A 19738-nucleotide genomic window follows, 5' to 3' on the forward strand; every position below is an offset into this window, starting at 1 on the left:
GCTCAAAACAAATATTTAAACGGATGAAAAAGATCAGATTGTTCATATGTATATTATTTTCTGCAGCCCTCGTTGCTGGTTGTAAGAAAGATGATGCCGCCAGGCAGGAGAAAGAGAACGACTACATCCCGAGGATTCTCGGCGGCGATGTTGCGTCTGTATTCCCAACGCCAAACGCAACCCAGGTACTGGAACCGGGCGAAACCATTGCATTTAATACGCTGCAGTTTACCCCGTCTGGCAGGGTAGAGGTAGTCTGGAAGGTGAACGATAAACAAGTGGCCACCGGCGAAAAATTTAGCTTCACAGCAACAATGGCCGGCGATTACCGAATCAAGGTCGAGGCAAGTTATAACGGAACAACGGTAAGCAGGTTTAAAGATGTATTTGTGCTGGCCGCTGCCGGGACGCCATTTACCCCGAAAAGTTATACCAAGGTCGTCATGTCTTATCTGGGAGAGAATGGTGATATTACCAATATGAACTGGAACAACGTAACCCACGTTACCTTTAAGGCCGGACTGGTAAATGCCGCTGGCATACTGGACGTTTCTAAGGGGGAAACAGGCAGAAAGACCCAGGAAATTGTAACCAAAGCCCACCTTGCCGGTGTACCGGTTTTACTGGGTGTCAGCGCAACGCTGTCGGCAAATGGCTGGAACGTTTATGACAGCAACCTGTTCGGTTCAGCCCTGAAAAATGTTACGCAACGCGCTGCACTGGTGCAGGCCGTTAAAGATTACCTGGCCCTGCGCAACATGGACGGTGTCGATATCATGATGGCAGATGTTGGCAATATCGTAGAGGCGACCACAACGGCTAACATGGCGGCGACAATCACCTTTATCAACGAGTTGCGCGCTGCTTTAGGCAGTTCGAAAATCATTACCTTAACCGTGCCGGTAAATTATACGCATACCAACTATACCGCTGCGGGTTTGGCCAACGTAAACTGGGTGCACGTACGGGCTTTCGAAAGCGGATTAAACACGGGTCCGGGCAGGCCATTGGGCAACCCATCCGGTTACGATTATATGGTAACCAGTGCCAATCTCTGGAAGGCCAAGTTACCCCTTAACAAGATTGTGGTGGGCATCCCGGCTATGGGATTAAGGTATACCGCTGTTGATGCCAATGGTAACAACTCGAGTTTCACCTCTTTCAACTATATCCCTTATAAGGACATCCTGACCTTATACCCAACTGCGTTTGATAAGGAAAAAGTGGATTTAACACCCGCGCCGCTGGCCATCTACTTCAACGGCGTTCCACTCGTAACGCAAAAGGCTGGTTTCATCAAAGCGAGCGATTTCCTGGGCGCCTATATCTGGCAGGGAGACTTTGATGCCGCGGGGAACAGGTCGTTAACACAAGCCGTTTATAACACGCTGAAATAGACAACTCAGGGTCGGCGCATAGCTGGCCGCATTTGAACAGATGACTGCTAAAGTTTTTACACCATGAATTACAGCTACAGCAAAAACCGGATCTCCAGACTTGTTCTCCTGGTTTTCCTGGTGATGGCCAGTTTTACGCCCGCACAGGCGCAGTTCAAAGTGATCGGGTATATCTGGTCGCGAGCCAACATGGCCCAGGACCTTAAAAAGGTCGATCTGGAAAAGATCACGCATCTCAACATTGCTTTTATAAATCCCAGCCCTGAAGGCGTATTTAAAGATGTGCCCGGACTAGATACGGTTGTGCAAATCGCCCGTCAACACAACATCAAAGTATTCTTGTCTTGCGGCGGCGGAAGCAGTCACGCTTATTACGCCCGCTTATTGGAAGATGCGCATCGAAAGACCCTTGTGAACAACTTTATTGCAGTGGTCGATAAATATGACCTGGACGGTATTGATGTCGACCTGGAGGGTGATGACATTGATGCGAACTATGAGGCCTTTGTGGTCGGATTGAAAAAACAACTGAAAAAGCGAAAAAAATTGTTATCCGCCGCCGTAGCCTGGTGGACGAGAGAGCGGATCACCAATGTGGCTTTGGCACAGTTTGACTTTATTAATATCATGGCTTACGATAAGACCGGACCCTGGAAACCCGAAATGCCCGGACAACACGCTCCAATATCTTACGCCATGGACCACCTGGATTACTGGCGACAGGAACGTGGCATGGATAAGAACAAACTCAATCTCGGACTGCCATTTTACGGGTATGGGTTTGGCGAACTGCCCACAAAAGACCGGTCATTCAGGCAGTTATCGTGGCTGGATGTACAAGCCAAATACCCGGAGCGCATGGAATACGACGAGATTGTATTGCCGGCCAATGGTGGTACGATCTATTACAACGGGAAAAAGACGATCAAAGACAAAACACTGTTGGCTACAAAAGATGCAGGGGGCGTCATGATCTGGCAATTGTTATACGACAGCCCAAATGAACACTCGCTGCTCAGTCTGATTGACCAGACGCACAAACAAGCCATGAAATAAAAATATGCCGATGAAGAAGATCTGTAATTTGTGTTGCCTGGTTTTGCTGGCAACCATGGCATGCAAGGGTAAACAAACGGTAAGCCTGCAAGAAAATAGGGCCATTGCCGACCAAACTAAGCCGTTCACAGTCAACGGGAGGTTGAAGGTAGTAGGGACCAGCCTGGTGAACCAACAGGGCCAGCCGATTCAGCTACGGGGCATGAGTACCCATGGGCTCCAATACCGCGGCAATTGTTATAACGACCAATCGCTCGATCTGCTGATCAACAGCTGGGGCGCCGATGTTTTACGTATTTCGACGTATATCCAGGAGGGGGGCTATGAAACAAAACCTGAATATTTTACGCAATTCGTAGATGAATTGGTTGAAAAGTGTTACCAGCGTGGTTCTTACGCACTCATCGACTGGCACATGTTACATCCGGGCGATCCAAACGCAAACACCGCAATGGCCAAAACCTTTTTTGAGCATGTTTCCAAAAAACATGCATCCAAGGGTAATGTGCTCTACGAAATCTGCAACGAGCCAAACAGCGATAAATACCCCGTTACCTGGGCATTGATTAAAAATTATGCGGAACAGCTTATACCGGTCATCCGCAGGAACGATCCCGGATCGGTGATCATTGTGGGTACGCCTGAGTTTGCCTCTCGGCCTGATCAGGTAATCGGCAATGCATTGACCGATCAAAATGTCATGTATACCATGCACTTTTATGCCGCCGACAAGAATAAACCTGACCAGGACGCACGCATGCGTTTTGTTCAAACTGCACTCGATGGCGGAATCCCGGTTTTTGTAACCGAATTTGGTACGCAGGACGGATGGGGTGACGGCGAAAATGATTTCGTCAAGTCGCAGCAATGGCTCAGGTTTTTGGCAGAAAGGAAAGTTTCCTGGATAAACTGGAATTTTTCAGATAGCCCGCGCAGCGGAGCCGCCTGGAAAACAGGCACCTGCCCGAACGGCCCATGGACCGAAGATAAGCTTAAAGACGCGGGCAAATGGATCCGGACGCAATTGAGCAGTCCGCCAGATAGCTGGAAATAATAAACCGTTGGTAACATGACACACAACCCTAAAATAGCAGGAGTGAACAAGATGATAAACATAGCAAAGTGCATCTTTGCACTGGCAGTGGGCTGGCTCCTCGCCGCCGACAACGCCAGTGCGCAAACCTCAAAACCAACAACTGATTTTCAGGTCAGGGGTTTTCACCTCGATCTGAGAATCCAGGTGATGACGATGCCTGCATTGAAAAAATTTGCACAACGTCTCCACCAAAATGGCATCAACACGCTGGTCATGGAGTGGGAAGGGACCTATCCGTTTGAAAAACATGCGGTCATTGCCAACAAATATGCTTACAGCAGGGCCGATGTGAAATCATTTATCGCCTATTGCGATTCATTGAAAATTGACGTCATACCCCTGCAGCAGAGTTTTGGACATGTCGAGTACATCCTTAAAAATCATCGATACAAGGCGCTCAGGGAGGATCAGAAAGACTATTCACAGGTGAATCCGGTCAAGGAAGCGCTTTGTAAAGCCTTGTTCACTGACCTGTATGCAGATCTGATCAGTACCCATACATCCAGATACATTCACATTGGCGGAGACGAAACGTATCTGCTGGGCAAATCGCCGGAATCGAAACGCAAGGCAGATTCGCTTGGAATGGGGAGGTTATACGGCGACTATATCAAAATGCTTTGCGAGGTGGTGGTAGGCCTGGGCAAAAGACCAGTGGTATGGGCAGACATTGCGCTGAAATATCCCGATGCCCTGAAGTCATTGCCGAAGGAAACCATCTTTATCGACTGGAATTACGGCTGGGAACTGGACCGTTTTGGCGACCATGGGCAGCTGATGAAAAGTGGTTTCGAAATCTGGGGATCGCCGGCTTTGAGGAGCAGCCCGGACAATTACTTTCTAACCGACTGGGCAAAGCACCTGAACAACATCAGGGTTTTTATTCCGCAGGGAAGAGCGCTGGGGTATAAGGGAATGATCATGACCTCCTGGTCTACTTCGGGTATCTATTCGCCGATAGCCGAATCGCACAGCGACATGCTGGACCTGCACGCCATCAGAAGGGTTTACCCGCTGTCAGGCTTTAATCTCCTGGTTGACGCTTTCTTCAGGGCGGTCTCCAGCCAGGAGGCCATCGTGCCGGCAGATTTTGTAACGGATTACGCCAGCAGAAAATATGGATTTTCTGAGGCAGCAGCCACACAATTCTGGAACGCATTAAAACTGGCACCCTACGAGGTTGCCCAGGGCAAAGTTACCCGTGCCGGCCTTACGGTCGGACAACTGAAAGACAGTGCGGCAGCTGCGCTGAAAACCTTCCGGACACTTCACGCAACCAAAAACCAGGCAGAATACGCGCACTACATCCTGATGGCAAACATCCGCTACAACTATCTGGTCTGCATGGAAGTCGAAAACGCGCTGAACGATCAAAACTTTGATAAAAAACAGGCTGCAGCCCTCGTTATGAAATTGGAAGCACTGAACACAACAGAAGTTGACACGCAATTTGCCAAGCTAAACGCCCGTTTCCTGTTCCCTGCAGAAATTGCAGAAGAAGCCAGGCTTCGGAATTTCCGGCATGCAGACCTGCTTGCCCGATTGCGAAAAATGACGCGCACACCTTAATCGCATCAGATGTCAACACACAACCACCCCGTTCAGGTATCATCGCTTACCAAAAAAGATATGCTGGTGTCCATTTCAATCATCGGCCTGCTGTTCTTCATTTTCGGTTTTGTAACATGGATCAATGCCATACTGATTCCCTTTTTTAAAGTGGCCTGCGAACTGAATAATTTCGAGTCCTATCTGGTCGCGTTCGCCTTTTATATTGCTTATCTGGTCATGTCGCTGCCGGCAGGTTACCTGCTCAAAAAGACCGGCTTTAAAAAAGGCATGATGTGCGGCTTTTGGGTAATGGCATTGGGCGCATTGTTGTTTGTGCCTGCCGGGCTTACCCGCACGTACGCGTTGTTTCTGACCGGCCTGTTTACCCTTGGTATTGGCCTGGCCATCTTACAAACCGCTGCCAATCCTTATATCACCATACTGGGGCCTCCGGAACGCGCGGCACAACGGTTCAGTATTATGGGAATCTGCAATAAAATGGCGGGTATCCTGGCCCCCCTGCTTTTCGCTGCCGTCATTTTAAAACCGGAAACAGACAGTGAACTTTTTAAAAGCGTCGTGCTGATGAAGGGAGCGGAGAAGGAAGCTGTACTTAACGAGCTCGTTGGCCGGGTCGTAATTCCTTATGCGGCGGTGGCCCTGGTACTGGTGTTACTTGGCTTTCTGGTGCGCTTTTCTCCTTTGCCTGAAATTGATACAGAACATGAAGACAAGAACCTTGCGGCAGACCATGCCGGCAAAAAAAGCATTCTTGATTTTCCGCACCTGGTGCTTGGTGCCCTCGCTATTTTTTTTCATGTCGGCTCTCAGGTAATTGCTGTAGACAGTATCGTGAACTATGCGACACATCAGGGCATGGCCTTCATGGAAGCCAAGTCGTTTCCATCGTACACCCTTACGGCAACAATTTTAGGCTACCTGTTGGGCATCTCTTTCATCCCGAAGCTGGTCTCGCAGCTTATGGCATTGAAGATATGTACGGTTCTGGGGCTGCTGCTCGGGCTGTGCATTTTGTTTTTCGAGAAAAGAATAGCCTTTTTCGGGCATGATACCGACATCTCCGTGTGGTTTATTGTGGCGCTGGGTTTCGCGAATTCGATGATCTGGGCAGGCGTCTGGCCATTGGCACTCCATAATTTAGGTCGCTTTATCAAAACAGGGGCTTCGCTGCTCATTATGGGCCTTTGCGGGAACGCCGTCATGCCGCTTTTGTACGGTTATTGGGCCGATCACCACAACCTGCGCGAAGCCTACTGGGTCCTGCTGCCCTGTTACTCCTACCTGATTTTCTATGCTTTTTACGGTCACCGGCTCAAAAGCTGGAAATCCAGAACCAACTGATATTTATGAATTACACGAAGATATATAACGGCACGGCCATTACGCCCTCTGGCCTGATTAAAGGTGCCACGGTCGTGATTTGCGGAGACAAGATCGAAGAAGTGACGACCAGCAATGTCTCGGTTCCGGGTGCGCTCAAGATCGATGCAAAGGGGAAATTTATTGCACCCGGCTTTATTGACATGCATGTGCATGGCGGCGGGGGACACGATTTTATGGATAACACCGTCGATGCCTTTCTTGCCATTTCCCGCGAACATGCCAAGTATGGAACCACCGCCATGATGCCCACAACGCTGAGCTGTGAAAAGCAGGACCTGCTGGAAACGATTGAAACGTATGAGAAGGCAAGTCCGCTGAACCAGGAGGGCGCACAGTTTGTAGGTCTGCATATTGAAGGGCCTTATTTTGCCATGAACCAGAAAGGGGCCCAGGATCCGAAATATATTCGTAATCCTGATCCCGACGAATACCATGAAATTCTGTCTTCAACGAAGGTGATCAAACGGTGGAGTGCCGCGCCGGAATTGCCGGGCGCTTTGCAATTTGCCGACGCATTGAAAGAGAAAAATATCCTGGCTGCGATTGCGCATACCGATGCCATTTATGAGGATGTGGTCAAAGCCTATGATGCGGGATTCAGGCATGCTACGCACTTTTATTCGTGTATGTCTGGTGTGTCGCGAAGAAATGCCTATCGTTACGCCGGCGTTGTGGAGAGTGCTTACCTGATCGATGGCATGAGCGTCGAAATTATTGCCGATGGTGTACACCTGCCCACGCCCTTGCTGAAACTTGTTTACAAAATAAAGGGCGCAGCACATACTGCTTTAATTACCGACGCCATGCGTGCGGCAGGAATGGGCGAGGGCAAAAGTATCCTCGGAAGTCTTCAGCGCGGGATGGAAGTTGTGGTTGAAGATGGCGTAGCCAAGCTGCCCGATCGCAGTGCCTTTGCCGGCAGTGTGGCGACAACTGATCAGCTGGTTCGCAAAATGATTGAACTGGCCGAGGTATCCTTGCCTGACGCCGTAAAAATGATCACAGAAACGCCCGCCCAAATTTTAGGGCTTGGTCACCTTAAAGGCAGCCTGACCAAAGGCCGGGATGCCGACATCGTCATATTTGACAATCACATCAGGATCGATACGACCATCGTTAACGGCAAAGTGGTATATCAAAACCAGGCGCCGGTTCTTTCGATACCTTAATTACATTTATATATACCTCCATACTTCGTGAATCAGCTAAAAATTCCCTATATCAGTACTTCAGACTTTAACACCCCAGATACGCTGCTGCATGCCATGCAGCAATTGGAGCGCCAGCAGATTGCAATTAATCCCTGGCCGGAATTTACCAGCGACACCCGGGCCGACTTTTTTATTGCGCATAATACCCAAGCCATTCTTTTAAAATACCAGGTTGAGGAGCGCTACCTGATTGCCAATGAGTCAACCAACGGCAATATCCACAACGACAGCTGTGTGGAATTTTTTATCGCTTTCAATGACGATTCATCTTATTATAACCTGGAGTTCAACTGTTTGGGTGCAACGAAAATTGGTTATGGCAGTGAACGCGGCGGCCGGGAACTGCTGCCTGCAGCAGCAATCGGCAAAATGAGTTTTGCATCGAGAATTCATTCGGGACTATTCAGGCAGGAAGAAGGATTCAGCTGGGAAATTGTGCTGGTCATCCCCAACGACATATTCATCCATCACGACATCCGTTCGTTTGACCTGTTAAAAGCGAGGGGCAATTTTTATAAATGCGGCGACGGGCTTCCTCAGCCCCATTTTTTAACCTGGAACAGAATTACCGGTGGTGCGCCCGATTTCCATAGAACGGATTGTTTCGGAGCCCTGGAATTTGGGCCGCGAACAGCCTGATCTTTCGTGTAAAATCCCCGAGTAAACAGTTTTTGCAGGCAAGCTGGATATACACAGCCGGCAAAATGCCGGCTGCTGTTTTTGTAAGACCTCATTTTACGTGTTATACCTTGACATAGATTTTTCTTTTGTCCATCGCCCAGCAAATCACCCACATGAGCAGCATATAGCTTACGGCAAATGCCAGAGAAGCGTTTTTTGCGTCTAACGCCGGCAAAAACACCCTGCGGTAAACCGACGACGCCACTGAAAACCCACCGAATGGGATCAGGTAAAGTACTTTAAGCACAATCCACGAGACGATATAAATGAACAGCGGATTTTTTCCAAATACAGCAAAGAAATAAGTCCATTTGCGCAGGTTTGCCAATTCAATCAGTACAACGAGTACGACCAGGATCAGCAGGTCCAAGCCGACTGTCAGCAGAACATAAGAGCTGGTCCAGATGGGCTTGTTGATCGGAAAGACAGTATTCCACAAGATGGCCGTCAGGCTGAGGATTACCCCGATAATGGTCATCTTTATCGCCTGGATTTTTTTAGAACCTGAGGTTTGCATAAATAATCCGGTCAGATAACCGGCGAGCACATTTACCGTTGCCGGCAAGGTGCTCAATAACCCTTCAGGTTCGAACGGCATTCCAAAACCCTGGTAGAGGTTCTTCGGATTAAATATTTTGATATCGATGGTTCTGACCAGATTGCCTGGAAGGCTGTAGGGGTCGTTCGGGTTGGCCAGGTAAAGCACAGCCCAATAACCGACCAGCGTAAGCAGACTTAAAATGACCAGCCACCTTTTATTCAGGTAATAGATAGCGATGCTGGCCAGCAGATAACACACCGCAATTCTTTGCAATACGCCCCAAAGCCGCACATCAAGTATATTGATAAAAACAAGCTTGCCATCCTCAATTTTGAAAGAAGGAAAGTAAAGCAGCAAAAAGCCGATCAGAAAAATAATCGCGCTTCTTTTCAATACTTTCTTGTAGAACACCGCTGTGCGTGCCGCCCGGAACGTTTTCCGTGTAAAACTCATGGAGTTGCCTACTGCAAAAAGAAACGTAGGAAAGACCAGGTCGGTTAACGTAAATCCATGCCATTCGGCATGCCTGAACGGTGCATAAATGTCGCTCCAACTGCCGGGGTTGTTTACGACGATCATTAACGCAACGGTCATTCCCCGAAGGACATCCAGGGGAAGGTTGCGTTGACTAACATGTTTTGAATTTTCCATCATCAACGGTTTGTTTGGTTTTTGGGTCTAAGTTTTGATAAAAATAACAAATTTCGTGTACGTACACGAATAATTCTTACATTAGCAAACAAACCACAGAACGGGTTTAAATCTAATATTGCAGACACCATGAACATAAAAATTTATGAATCCCGTAAAGCGCTGGGGGCGGCCGCAGCTGAGCAATTTGCACAAGAGGTGAGGCGCCTGTCCAGCATCAAAAACCAGGTTAACGTGATTTTTGCTGCTGCGCCTTCGCAGAATGAATTTTTAGCGCATTTGCATACTTATAACCTGAACTGGGATCACATCAATGCTTTCCATATGGATGAGTACATCGGTTTGCCTGCAGACGCGCCGCAGGGTTTTGGTAATTTTTTACGGGAACGGTTGTTCGAAAAATTCGAATTCAGATCGGTGTACTATCTGAACGGGAATGCTTCAGACCCGGATGCAGAATGTTTGAGATATGCCCAGCTTTTAGCCGAGCACCCAGCAGATATTGTATGTATGGGCATAGGAGAGAACGGGCATCTCGCGTTTAATGATCCGCCGGTAGCAGATTTCAATGACCGCCAGGCTGTAAAGATTGTACAGCTGGATGAAGATTGCAGGAATCAGCAGGTGAACGACGGCTGCTTTGAACATATTGGGCAGGTGCCCAAGCTGGCGCTGACACTGACGATCCCGAGCCTGCTGAAAGCAGATTTTATCAGTTGCGTAGTTCCGGGCAAGGCCAAGGCGCGAGCGGTTAAAAATGCCCTGGAGGAACAGATCGACACAAAATATCCGGCCAGCATCCTGCAGCGCCATTCAAACGTAGATTTGTTTTTAGATCGTGACAGTGCCAGCCTGTTAACATAAACCCGTTCGTTGAGCGGTTTTAAAACCCGCAAATCATCATGTTTTAAAGGGACATAGACCAGGATTAATTTACACATGCTGATTTCTCAACCTTCACGTCGCTGAAAAGACAAAGCGGCTGGCATCGGCCTTCTGCGGCGTTACATCATCCGGGATACGCATGTATGAACGCATGGGGTTGCGCACCGCTTTCGTGTGCAATGCTTGTAACTCGTAAAGCTAAAAAACCAGCCTGAAACTGATACAAAACGACAAAGAATTGAACTGATTTTCTCTGATACATTGGTTTATTTTGAACCGAAAAACCAAATATCCATTATCAGATTGCAGACAGGTTGCTCCGCCTTTTACACCGGCGGCAACCGCTGCCAAAAATGCTTAACCTTATGCTGAGAAAACTGCTTCTGTTCCTGCTGCTTTTGCCGTTTCAGGCGGCCTATACACAAACCAGTATGCTGACAAATTTTCCTGAGGGCTATACGCCGGAGGAGGTGGGAAAACGCCTGGCCAACCGCTTCCTGGGTGGTAAACATGCGCTTCATGCGGGCAAATGGATCAGTTATCCGGAAACCTTTAACTGGAATGGTGCCCTCCGTTTTGCAGCCTTAACCGGCGACACCGCCCTGGTCAGAAAACTTGAAGCACGTTTCGAACCACTCTTTACCACAGAAAAACACCTGCTGCCTATCAAGAACCATGTGGATTTAAACATGTTCGGCAGTTTGCCGCTCGAGTTGTACCTGCAAACAAAAAATGTGCGTTACCTGGAACTTGGCCTTCCGTATGCCGATACCCAATGGCAGGTTCCCGAAAATGCAAAACCTGAAGAAAAGGAGTGGGCCAGGAAAGGATACTCCTGGCAAACCCGGTTGTGGATCGATGACATGTACATGATTACCATTGTGCAGACGCAGGCTTTCCGGGTTACGGGCGAGCAGAAGTACCTGGACCGTGCCGCGAAAGAGATGGTCATGTATCTGAACGAGCTGCAGCGCGAAAACGGACTGTTTTACCATGCCCCCGATGTTCCTTTTTACTGGGGAAGGGGCAATGGCTGGATGGCGGCGGGAATGGCCGAACTGCTGCGGTCTTTGCCGCGCAACCACAAAGACCGCCCGCGGATTCTTAAAGGCTACCGCACCATGATGAAAAGCCTGAAGGCCTACCAGACGCCGGGCGGCATGTGGAACCAGTTAATTGACGAACCGACCTGGTGGGCGGAAACCTCGGGATCTGCGATGTTTACCTTCGCCATGATTACCGGGGTCAAACATGGCTGGCTCAACACCAAAGAATATGCACCGGTGGCACGCAATGCCTGGATGGCCCTGGTTCCTTACATCGACAAAAACGGTGCAGTGTCTGAAGTGTGCGTGGGTACCAATAAAAAGAACGACAAACAATATTACTTTGACCGTCCGCGCCGCACCGGCGATTACCACGGGCAGGCACCCTATCTTTGGTGCACCGCTGCGCTGCTCGAAAAGGTGGCTAAATGATTTGAACTATCACCTCTGAACGACATGGCCGGCCCCGAAAGCCGGTCATTCGTTTTTTACCTCTTTTTGCAGGGAGCCCGCGTACTCGTTCGGCGTCATGTTAAAATAGCGGAGAAAGTTTTTGTTGAAAAGGCTTTGTGAACTGTAACCGACCATTTTTGCAATTTCAAACATGGTGAATTCGTTCCTGGCGATCAGTTTGGTCGATGTTTTTAGCCGGGTAACATCAATCAGTTCTTTGGGCGAAAGGGTAGACAGCGATTTGATCTTCCGGTACAAGGTCGGCCTGCTCATGTGCATGTGGTGGGCCAGCTGATCGATGTTCATCTGTGTATCTTTGATGTTGCTCCTGATGTAGTCATCAAGCTTTTTCAGAAAGGTCTCGTCTGTTTTTGAATGGGCCATAACGCGCACATCTTCAAACGGGGAGCTTGCAAAGTGGGCTTTGATCTTTGACCGGTTTTCGAGCAGGTTGGCTACCTGCACCTGCAGCAACCGGGCGGAGAACGGTTTGTGAATGTAGAGGTCGGCGCCAAGTTCGAGTCCCTGTATCTGTGATTGATGGGTGTTTTTGACCGTTAGCAGCACCACCGGAATGTGGCAGTATTCAATGCTCGATTTGACCATGTGGCAAAGCTCGAACCCGTCCATTCCGGGCATCATAATGTCTGAAATGATCAGGTCTATGTATTCATTTTTCAGAATATCCAGCGCCTGCTCGCCATTGCCGGCCAGTTTCAGTGTATAGTTTCCCTTAAATACGCCGCAAAGCAGCTCAAGAATGTCTTCGTTGTCGTCTACAATTAAAATCTGATAGTTCATTTGTCAGGGCGTTTTTTCCAGCTGCTCAGTTTGAATTCAAATCGCTGCCGAACCGGCAGGGTCAGTTTAAATGTTACCTTGTCGGTTTCACCAGAGGTAAGGATCAGCGTGCCATTGTGCAGTTCGGCCAGCGATTTTGCCAGTGATAAGCCAATCCCGGTACCGGGTTTTTCTTTCGTTCGCAGCCTGAAGAAAGGTTCAAATACCCTTTCGGCGTATTCCGGCGGTATCCCTTTGCCATCGTTGAGAAAACAAATGCTAAACGTTCCTTCGGGCTCGACCGAGCTTAAAAGTTCAATTGACACCGCTTTGGCCGCATATTTTATAGCGTTTGAAATCAGGTTCAGGCAGATCTTCACCAGCGCTTCCCGGTCTGCAAATGCAATGACAGGTGGCTCGGGGACCCGCAGAGTCAACGTAATTCCGTTTTTTCGTGCCTCCTCATCGAAAGAGAGGGCTTGTTCCTGTAAAAGCTCGTTGATGTTCGTTTCTACGAAGTTCAGCCCGAACTGGTCTATTTCGGTCTGGCGAAAATCGAGCAGCTGTGTGGTCAGGTCTGACAGCCGTCTGGCATTGCGTTCAACCATCTGCAGGCGCTTTTTCGTTTCTTCTTCATGCGCCTCTTCGGCCATGAGCTCTACCGGTGCCAGGATCAGGGTCATGGGTGTCTGGATTTCATGCGCAATGTTTGTAAAGAATTCAATCTTTGCCTGGTAAATTTCTTTCTCCTTTTCTATTTCAAAAAGCCTGAGTTTGCCCAGGTGCTTGCGTTCCTGGTAACGGTGGTAATATCTGGTTAAAAAGTAGACAGCCAGCAGACCGGCGGCAAGGTACAGCAGGTACGCCGTGTTGGTTTTCCAGAAAGGCGGTAAAACCTGGATAAATAAGCGGCGTTCGGCACTGGTCCAGTAACCGGCGTTGCTCCTTGCACGTACCGAGAAAGTGTAGTTTCCGGGCGACAGGTCTGTGAAAAAGGCTTTCCTGTTCCGCGTCAGGTAGGTTCGGTTCTTATCCAGCCCCTGCATAATATATTCATACCGGGTTGCTTCTGCGGCATGGTAATCGAGTGCAGAAAATTCAACGCTGAAGTTGTTTTCGTTGTATTGCAGCACAATGGTATCTGTGTTGATGATTGACCGGTAAAGCGGTCCTTTTTGCTGCTGCGGAACAAGTTCGTGGTTATCCAGTTGAAAACCGGTCACGTAAAGGGGCGGTCCTGTCTCAACGCTCAGCAGTTCGCCCGGCTGAAATGCAACCATGCCTTTAACGCAGCCAAAATACATCATGCCATCTGTTGCCCTGTAAGCGGAGCCAAAATTGAACTGATCTGTTATCAAGCCGTTTGACCGGTTGTACGTGCGTATCTTTTCGGTGCGCAAGTCGAAACAGACCAGTCCCTTCAGCGAACTGATCCACAGGTGTCCTGAATCATCTTCGAGTATACGGTACAGGATATTGGTAGGCAAACCATCTTTTACGGTGAATTTTTTAATGGTTTTGCGGTCAGGGCTCAGCCTGATCAACCCGCCGCCCTCTGTAGCAAACCACAGCGATTTCTGGCTGTCTTCCAGGATACCGCATACTGAAAATTCATTCAGCGGAGCCGCTTTATGCTGTGCGGCGAAACGGATATTGCCGGATTTTCCGGTCTTCGGATGATAAAAGAAGGCACCCTGGCCCAGACTTCCCGCCCATACGTAACCAGCATGGTCTTCCCTGATGGCCAGAATGTGTGTATTGACCGGAACGCCCGCAACCCGTTTAAATGTCTTGTGACGCGGGTGGTAGGTGAACAACCCGGAGCCATCAAGTCCGGTGCCCAGCAGTACCAGGCTATCGTGGGTCATGTAGATGGACAATACAAAATAACTTTTGTTGTCTTCCGGCGGTCCAACGAACCTGAACCGGTCACGTATGCGGCCTGTACGTGTGTCCATAATTTCCAGGCCGTGAAAAAACGGCCCGATAAAAAGTTCGTTTCCGACTGCAAGCAGGCCATGAATGTTTGGGTATGATATGCCGTTCTTTGGGCCGGGAACATACGCTGTAAACCTTTTGGTCTGCAGATTAAATTTGTTAAGGCCGGCATCTTCTGTCCCGATCCACAAATGGCCGTCATTGTCCGGGCAGATTTCACGTACGGCATGGCCCGAGATGGTATTTTTTCCGAGAAGCGGGTAATATTTCCGGAACCTGGCGTTTTCGCGCGAGTAATAGTTCAGACCGCCGAAAAAAGTAGCCACCCAGATGCCGCCGCGGTCATCTTGCACCACCTTATACACCGCGTTGTCTGCAATTGAATAGGGGTCGTCTGCGCGTGTCCGGAGGTTGGTCGATGCCCTGCTGACCGGATTGTAGACGTAAATGCCCGATTCGCTTGCAATCCAATACTCATTGGCGCTGATCCGGTTGATGTCTCGCACATAAATGAGCGCCCGGCCGTCGCTGTATAGGGGTAGGGTCTTAATCTGTCCCGTACGCAGGTTCAGACTTTTAAGCCCCTGTTTGTAACAGCCAATCAGTACCGTTCCGTCTTCGCGCAAAGATATACTGCTAATGGAACGCAGGTTGGGGGCGAATTCGCTGCCAACGATGGTATAAGATTTCCGGGACCGGTTCTTAAAATCAAAATACGTGAGCATGCCGGTATTGTCGCCTACCCAGAGGTTGTTGCGCTGGTCTATGGCCATACATTGGGCCCGGGTGTGCAGGTCTGTTACTTTCCTGCTGCGCTGATCATATTTGAAGAGGTAGCCGCCAGTTGCAAACCACAAGTTATTCTGCTGGTCGACCAGCAGGTTGTTCACGTTACTCAGGCCGGCTTCGGGCAGTCGGGTAAAGACTTCGCGGTCGGGGTCGTAACTAAAAATTCCCCTGCCGGTTCCAATCCACAGGATGCCCTTCCTGTCTTCAGCGAGTGCAGATACTGCCGTATTGCCCACATGGCCGTAGGGATTTTCGTGGTCGCGGTAGGTTTTAAAAGAATAACCGTCAAAACGATTCAGCCCGCCGCGGGTGCCGATCCACATGAACCCTTTTTTGTCCTGAAGGATCGAGGTGACCGAATTATGCGCCAGGCCGTCATCAGCTCCGTAACGTTTGAAATAATAAGACTGCGCGAAGCACTTCGCCCCAGCAAAGGGCATAACCAGGTATACGAGCAAACATAAAAGCAAACCCCTCATGGTACAAAACATATCAAAGATATACGAATCGCGCTTATTGTAATAGGCAAGCCCCGGGTCTGCAGCGCTTTCGGCGACAGCCGCCCGGTCTAAAAAGCGATCCAGCGCTTCATTTGAGTAAAACAACTTACCCTAAATGAGATAAATCGACAAAAAGATGAACAGAATAAAAGCTTGTCTTTGATTTATTTTGAGAACAGGCTGGTGTTCGTACCAGAAGAACCCCGGCCGACTTGAAACCAAACTATAAACCAAATTTACACGCGGGCCCCCTTGCCGGTTACCCCGGGCTGGAAAACGTGAGACGAACTGCTATGAAGCCAATACATGCCAATAATCTTAATTGTCCTTTTGCCGGGTCGTGCCATAGCTACGTCTGGCAGATCCCTTACTAGCTTTCCAATTCTGAAGCTCAATATCCGGGGCCATATGGCTGTGCTCTTGCAACAAGGATTTTGAAAGTCGCCTGATTAAACAACGAAAACCAAATATTATGACCAATAATTACGCTTTTTTACTGAATGGCATAACGACAAAACGGTTGGGCCTTGCCCTTCTGTTGTGCGTGTTCATGCTGCCAGTGGCTGTTCTGGCGCAAACGAGACCCCTTAAGGGGCTTGTGACCGATGCGCGAACGGGCGAGGCCCTGCCTGGAGTTACCGTCCGCATCCAGAATACGACCACTGGCACCAGCACCGACGACAACGGTGCTTTCAGCCTGCAGGTTGGTTCTGCAGCAGTTCTGACCGTGTCTTATGCCGGTTATGAGTCTCAAACCATTGCGGTGGGTAACCGGAATGAGATCAATATTAAACTGGCCGGCACCACCGAAACGTTAGAGGATATCGTCGTTATCGGTTACGGCGCCATGAAGAAAAAGGACCTGACCGGATCGATTTCACAAATCCGGCCGGATAAGATTGCAGCCGAGAACCCGAATACCACGCAGGATATCTTGCGCGGCACACCGGGTGTAACCGTCGGACTCGATGCCTCGGCGAAAGGAGGCGGGACCATCCGCATCCGCGGTCAGCGCTCGGTTTACACCGATGGTGGTCACAACGACCCTTTGATTGTACTGGACGGGACCATTTTTTACGGTGAGTTGTCAGAGATCAATCCTGATGACATTGACCAGATTGATGTACTGAAAGACGCATCGGCTGCCGCCGTGTTTGGGGCAAAATCGGCGAACGGCGTGCTGATCATCACCACCAAAAGGGGGCAGAAAGGCAAACCGCGTATCAGCATCACCTCAAACCTGGGCATGACGACCATGGGCGCAAACCGCCCCGTTTTCGGGCCTGAGGGCTACCTGCGATATCGCCAGGACTGGTTTACTTCAGGCACGTACGGACTAAATTCCGCCACCGGCAATTACGAGGCTTATCAAAATACCTCGCAGCCCAACCGCGCCTACTACGAATCGCCTATCGCCGCCAACCTGGCCCGTTACGGGGTTTCGTTAGACCAATGGCGCGCGTATACAACAAATACACCCGGCCTGTCTGATCAGGAAATATGGGCAAAACGCCTGTTGCTGGACGGTGTAACGCTTAAAAATTTTGCCAACGGGCAAAGTTTTGACTGGTATGACCACAGTTTCCGCACCGGTCTCAACAATGACCACAACATGAGCGTGTCGGGGGCAGGCGACCGGATGACCTATTACATGTCGCTCGGGTACCTTTCGAACCAGGGGGTAGCGGTAGGAAATAACTACACCTCCATCCGGTCTAATTTAAAAGTTGAAGGCAAAGTAACCAACTGGCTCGACATCGGTGCCAATGTTAACTTTCAGCAGCGTACAGATGGTGACCTGGCCGTAGACTGGGACCGGCAAATCCGCTCGAACTCTCCCTTTGCCAGCTACCAGGATGAAAACGGCAATCTCCAGGTAAACCCGATGGGCGATACATTTGTACCCAACCGGGGCTTTAATTATGATTTTGACCGGCAGTACCGCGACCTTGATAAAGGTTATACGGTATTAAACACCATTCTGACGGCAAAAGTCAAACTTCCTTTTAACATTACCTATTCATTCAACGGCGCACCGCGTTATCAATTTTTCCATGACCGGTACTGGGAATCAGCGAGCCATCCCAACTGGAAGGCAACCAACGGCCTTGTCAACCGAGAATCCACCCAGCGTTTTGACTGGTCGCTGAACAATACGCTGAACTGGGACCATACATTCGCCCAGAAACACCGCGTTAACATCACCCTGGTACAGGAAGCTGAACAAAGACAGCGGTGGACCGACAGGATCGAGGCCAGAAACATTTTGCCAAGCGATGTGCTCGGTTATCATGAAACGTACTACGGTGACAAGAACCGGAGCAGCTACGATACCGACGACGTAAAAGAAACGGCAGACGGCATGCTTGCCCGCCTGTTCTATTCATTCAACGACCGGTATATGCTCACCACATCGGTACGCCGCGACGGTTACTCGGCTTTTGGGTCGTCCAATCCGCGGGCCACGTTTTTCTCGACTGCTTTCGCCTGGACCTTTACCAACGAGAAGTTCTTCAGGTGGAAACCGATGAACAGCGGTAAGCTTCGCCTGTCATGGGGGCAAAATGGAAACCGGTCTTTGGCCAACCCGTACCTGGCACTCGCCAATCTTGGGGCAGGAGCCGGTGCTACCATGGGTTACATCGACGCCAGCGGCAACCTGATCCAGTACCGTTACCTGATGATGGATCGCCTTGCCAATCCGCAGCTCAGCTGGGAAAAAACCGAAGCCTTTAATGCCGGTCTTGACTTTGGCTTTTTTGACAACCGGATCACGGGAAGTTTTGATTACTACATCACGCCGACCGTGGATATGATCATGAACCGCTCCCTGCCTGATTTTGCGGGGGTTGGGAACATCACTACCAATTTGGGTAAAGTGGAAAACAGGGGGTTTGAAATTGCCCTGAACTCGCAAAACATGCGCAGCAAAAACTTTTCCTGGAATTCTACATTCGGATTTTCGAAATACAAAAACACGATCAAAAATCTGTATTACATCTACGACAATGTTCTGGATGCAAACGGCAATGTTATCGGCGTAAAAGAGCGGGACGACATTTCCAACCGCTGGTTTATAGGCCAGCCGATCGATGCGATCTGGGACTACCGCGTAACAGGAATCTGGCAGGCAAATGAGGCGCAAGAGGCCCAGCGCTTTGGTCAGCGCCCGGGCGATCCCAAAGTTGCCAATACCTATACTGCCGACGACCGTGTAAACGCAGACGGCAGCATAACCCCGGTTTACAACAACAACGACAGGGAGTTTCTCGGGAGAACCAATGCACCGATCATGATGTCGCTCAGGAATGACTTCAGCTATAAAAACCTCAGTTTTTCTTTCAACCTCTATTCATACTGGGGCCACAAAAGCCTTAACGGCGCGTACCTGAACCAGACAAACGGCGGCTCGGAATTTACCTACCTGTGGAACGCTTACCAGCGCGAATACTGGAGCCTGGAAAATCCGTCGAACGAATTTGCACGCCTGGACTCAAAAGGCCCCGCCGGTGTCAATGCGCCGAGCAGACTGTATGACAGGTCATTTATCCGCCTGGAGAATATCACCGTAGGTTATGATCTGAATGCCCGGCTGCTCAAACAGGTTGGCGTTGAAAAATTCAAGGTCTATGGCGCCGTTCGTAATGTAGCCGTCTGGAAAAAGGACAAAGACTGGGACTACTGGGATATCGAAACCGGTACCATAGCCCCGCGCATATTCACCTTCGGATTAAACGTAATCTTCTAAGACAAAACAAC

The 19738-nt window shown here is 49.6% G+C and carries 13 protein-coding genes; 10 read left to right on the plus strand and 3 right to left on the minus strand.

Going from position 1 to position 19738, the window contains the following annotated elements; genetic code table 11:
* The first annotated feature begins 23 nt into the window (after positions 1–23).
* The 7 genes from C7T94_RS08430 to C7T94_RS08460 all read left to right on the plus strand — a co-directional run bounded on the left by C7T94_RS08430 (position 24) and on the right by C7T94_RS08460 (position 8354).
* Complete coding sequence (locus tag C7T94_RS08430) at positions 24–1397, plus strand: glycoside hydrolase family 18 protein (protein ID WP_107214936.1); 1374 nt, start codon at positions 24–26, stop codon at positions 1395–1397.
* A gap of 63 nt (positions 1398–1460) precedes the next feature.
* The gene (locus C7T94_RS08435; protein WP_107214937.1) at positions 1461–2453 is read left to right on the plus strand and encodes a glycosyl hydrolase family 18 protein; all 993 of its coding nucleotides are present in this window, start codon (positions 1461–1463) and stop codon (positions 2451–2453) included.
* Positions 2454–2463: 10 nt separating this feature from the next.
* The gene (locus tag C7T94_RS08440; protein ID WP_204353247.1) at positions 2464–3507 is read left to right on the plus strand and encodes a glycoside hydrolase family 5 protein; all 1044 of its coding nucleotides are present in this window, start codon (positions 2464–2466) and stop codon (positions 3505–3507) included.
* 51 nt (positions 3508–3558) lie between these two features.
* On the plus strand, positions 3559–5118 hold the full coding sequence (locus C7T94_RS08445) for a beta-N-acetylhexosaminidase (protein WP_107216013.1): 1560 nt from the start codon (positions 3559–3561) through the stop codon (positions 5116–5118).
* Between the two features lie 9 nt (positions 5119–5127).
* Positions 5128–6462 carry a sugar MFS transporter gene (locus C7T94_RS08450; RefSeq protein ID WP_107214939.1) on the plus strand — a complete coding sequence of 445 codons (1335 nt, stop codon included), beginning with the start codon at positions 5128–5130 and terminating at the stop codon, positions 6460–6462.
* Positions 6463–6467: 5 nt separating this feature from the next.
* Entirely contained in the window at positions 6468–7673 is a 1206-nt protein-coding gene (nagA, locus tag C7T94_RS08455) for an N-acetylglucosamine-6-phosphate deacetylase (RefSeq protein WP_107214940.1), read from the plus strand.
* Positions 7674–7700: 27 nt separating this feature from the next.
* On the plus strand, positions 7701–8354 hold the full coding sequence (locus C7T94_RS08460; protein ID WP_107214941.1) for a carbohydrate-binding family 9-like protein: 654 nt from the start codon (positions 7701–7703) through the stop codon (positions 8352–8354).
* Positions 8355–8457: 103 nt separating this feature from the next.
* Here the strand turns inward: C7T94_RS08460 and C7T94_RS19330 are convergent, their stop codons facing one another.
* Entirely contained in the window at positions 8458–9588 is a 1131-nt protein-coding gene (locus tag C7T94_RS19330; protein WP_162618612.1) for an acyltransferase family protein, read from the minus strand.
* A 129-nt stretch (positions 9589–9717) separates the two neighbouring features.
* On the opposite strand from C7T94_RS19330, the gene C7T94_RS08470 reads away from it, so the two are divergent.
* Together C7T94_RS08470 and C7T94_RS08475 are read left to right on the plus strand one after the other, a co-directional pair.
* On the plus strand, positions 9718–10452 hold the full coding sequence (locus C7T94_RS08470) for a glucosamine-6-phosphate deaminase (protein ID WP_107214942.1): 735 nt from the start codon (positions 9718–9720) through the stop codon (positions 10450–10452).
* Between the two features lie 386 nt (positions 10453–10838).
* Positions 10839–11951: a glycoside hydrolase family 88/105 protein gene (locus C7T94_RS08475; protein ID WP_107216015.1), complete on the plus strand. Its 1113-nt coding sequence runs from the start codon at positions 10839–10841 to the stop codon at positions 11949–11951.
* 45 nt (positions 11952–11996) lie between these two features.
* On the opposite strand, the gene C7T94_RS08480 is transcribed toward C7T94_RS08475, so the two are convergent.
* Both C7T94_RS08480 and C7T94_RS08485 read right to left on the minus strand, forming a co-directional pair.
* Positions 11997–12773, minus strand: a complete 777-nt coding sequence (locus C7T94_RS08480) for a response regulator transcription factor (RefSeq protein ID WP_107214943.1) — start codon at positions 12771–12773, stop codon at positions 11997–11999.
* Positions 12770–16084: a ligand-binding sensor domain-containing protein gene (locus tag C7T94_RS08485; protein WP_239494961.1), complete on the minus strand. Its 3315-nt coding sequence runs from the start codon at positions 16082–16084 to the stop codon at positions 12770–12772. Before C7T94_RS08485 ends, C7T94_RS08480 begins: the two co-directional genes overlap by 4 nt.
* A 367-nt stretch (positions 16085–16451) precedes the next feature.
* Between C7T94_RS08485 and C7T94_RS08490 the strand changes: the two genes are divergently transcribed.
* A complete protein-coding gene (locus C7T94_RS08490) occupies positions 16452–19727 on the plus strand; it encodes a SusC/RagA family TonB-linked outer membrane protein (RefSeq protein ID WP_107214944.1) in 3276 nt (1091 codons plus the stop codon).
* The last annotated feature ends 11 nt before the right edge of the window (positions 19728–19738 follow it).

This window comes from Pedobacter yulinensis, assembly GCF_003029735.1.
Lineage (GTDB): Bacteria > Bacteroidota > Bacteroidia > Sphingobacteriales > Sphingobacteriaceae > Pedobacter > Pedobacter yulinensis.

Coding starts and splice junctions, on each gene's coding strand:
- C7T94_RS08475 (WP_107216015.1), top strand. CDS start 10,839: ATGCTGAGAAAACTGCTTCTGTTCCTGCTGCTTTTGCCGTTTCAGGCG.
- C7T94_RS08445 (WP_107216013.1), top strand. CDS start 3,559: ATGATAAACATAGCAAAGTGCATCTTTGCACTGGCAGTGGGCTGGCTC.
- nagA (WP_107214940.1), top strand. CDS start 6,468: ATGAATTACACGAAGATATATAACGGCACGGCCATTACGCCCTCTGGC.
- C7T94_RS08440 (WP_204353247.1), top strand. CDS start 2,464: ATGAAGAAGATCTGTAATTTGTGTTGCCTGGTTTTGCTGGCAACCATG.
- C7T94_RS08430 (WP_107214936.1), top strand. CDS start 24: ATGAAAAAGATCAGATTGTTCATATGTATATTATTTTCTGCAGCCCTC.
- C7T94_RS08470 (WP_107214942.1), top strand. CDS start 9,718: ATGAACATAAAAATTTATGAATCCCGTAAAGCGCTGGGGGCGGCCGCA.
- C7T94_RS19330 (WP_162618612.1), bottom strand. CDS start 9,588: ATGGAAAATTCAAAACATGTTAGTCAACGCAACCTTCCCCTGGATGTC.
- C7T94_RS08480 (WP_107214943.1), bottom strand. CDS start 12,773: ATGAACTATCAGATTTTAATTGTAGACGACAACGAAGACATTCTTGAG.
- C7T94_RS08490 (WP_107214944.1), top strand. CDS start 16,452: ATGACCAATAATTACGCTTTTTTACTGAATGGCATAACGACAAAACGG.
- C7T94_RS08435 (WP_107214937.1), top strand. CDS start 1,461: ATGAATTACAGCTACAGCAAAAACCGGATCTCCAGACTTGTTCTCCTG.
- C7T94_RS08450 (WP_107214939.1), top strand. CDS start 5,128: ATGTCAACACACAACCACCCCGTTCAGGTATCATCGCTTACCAAAAAA.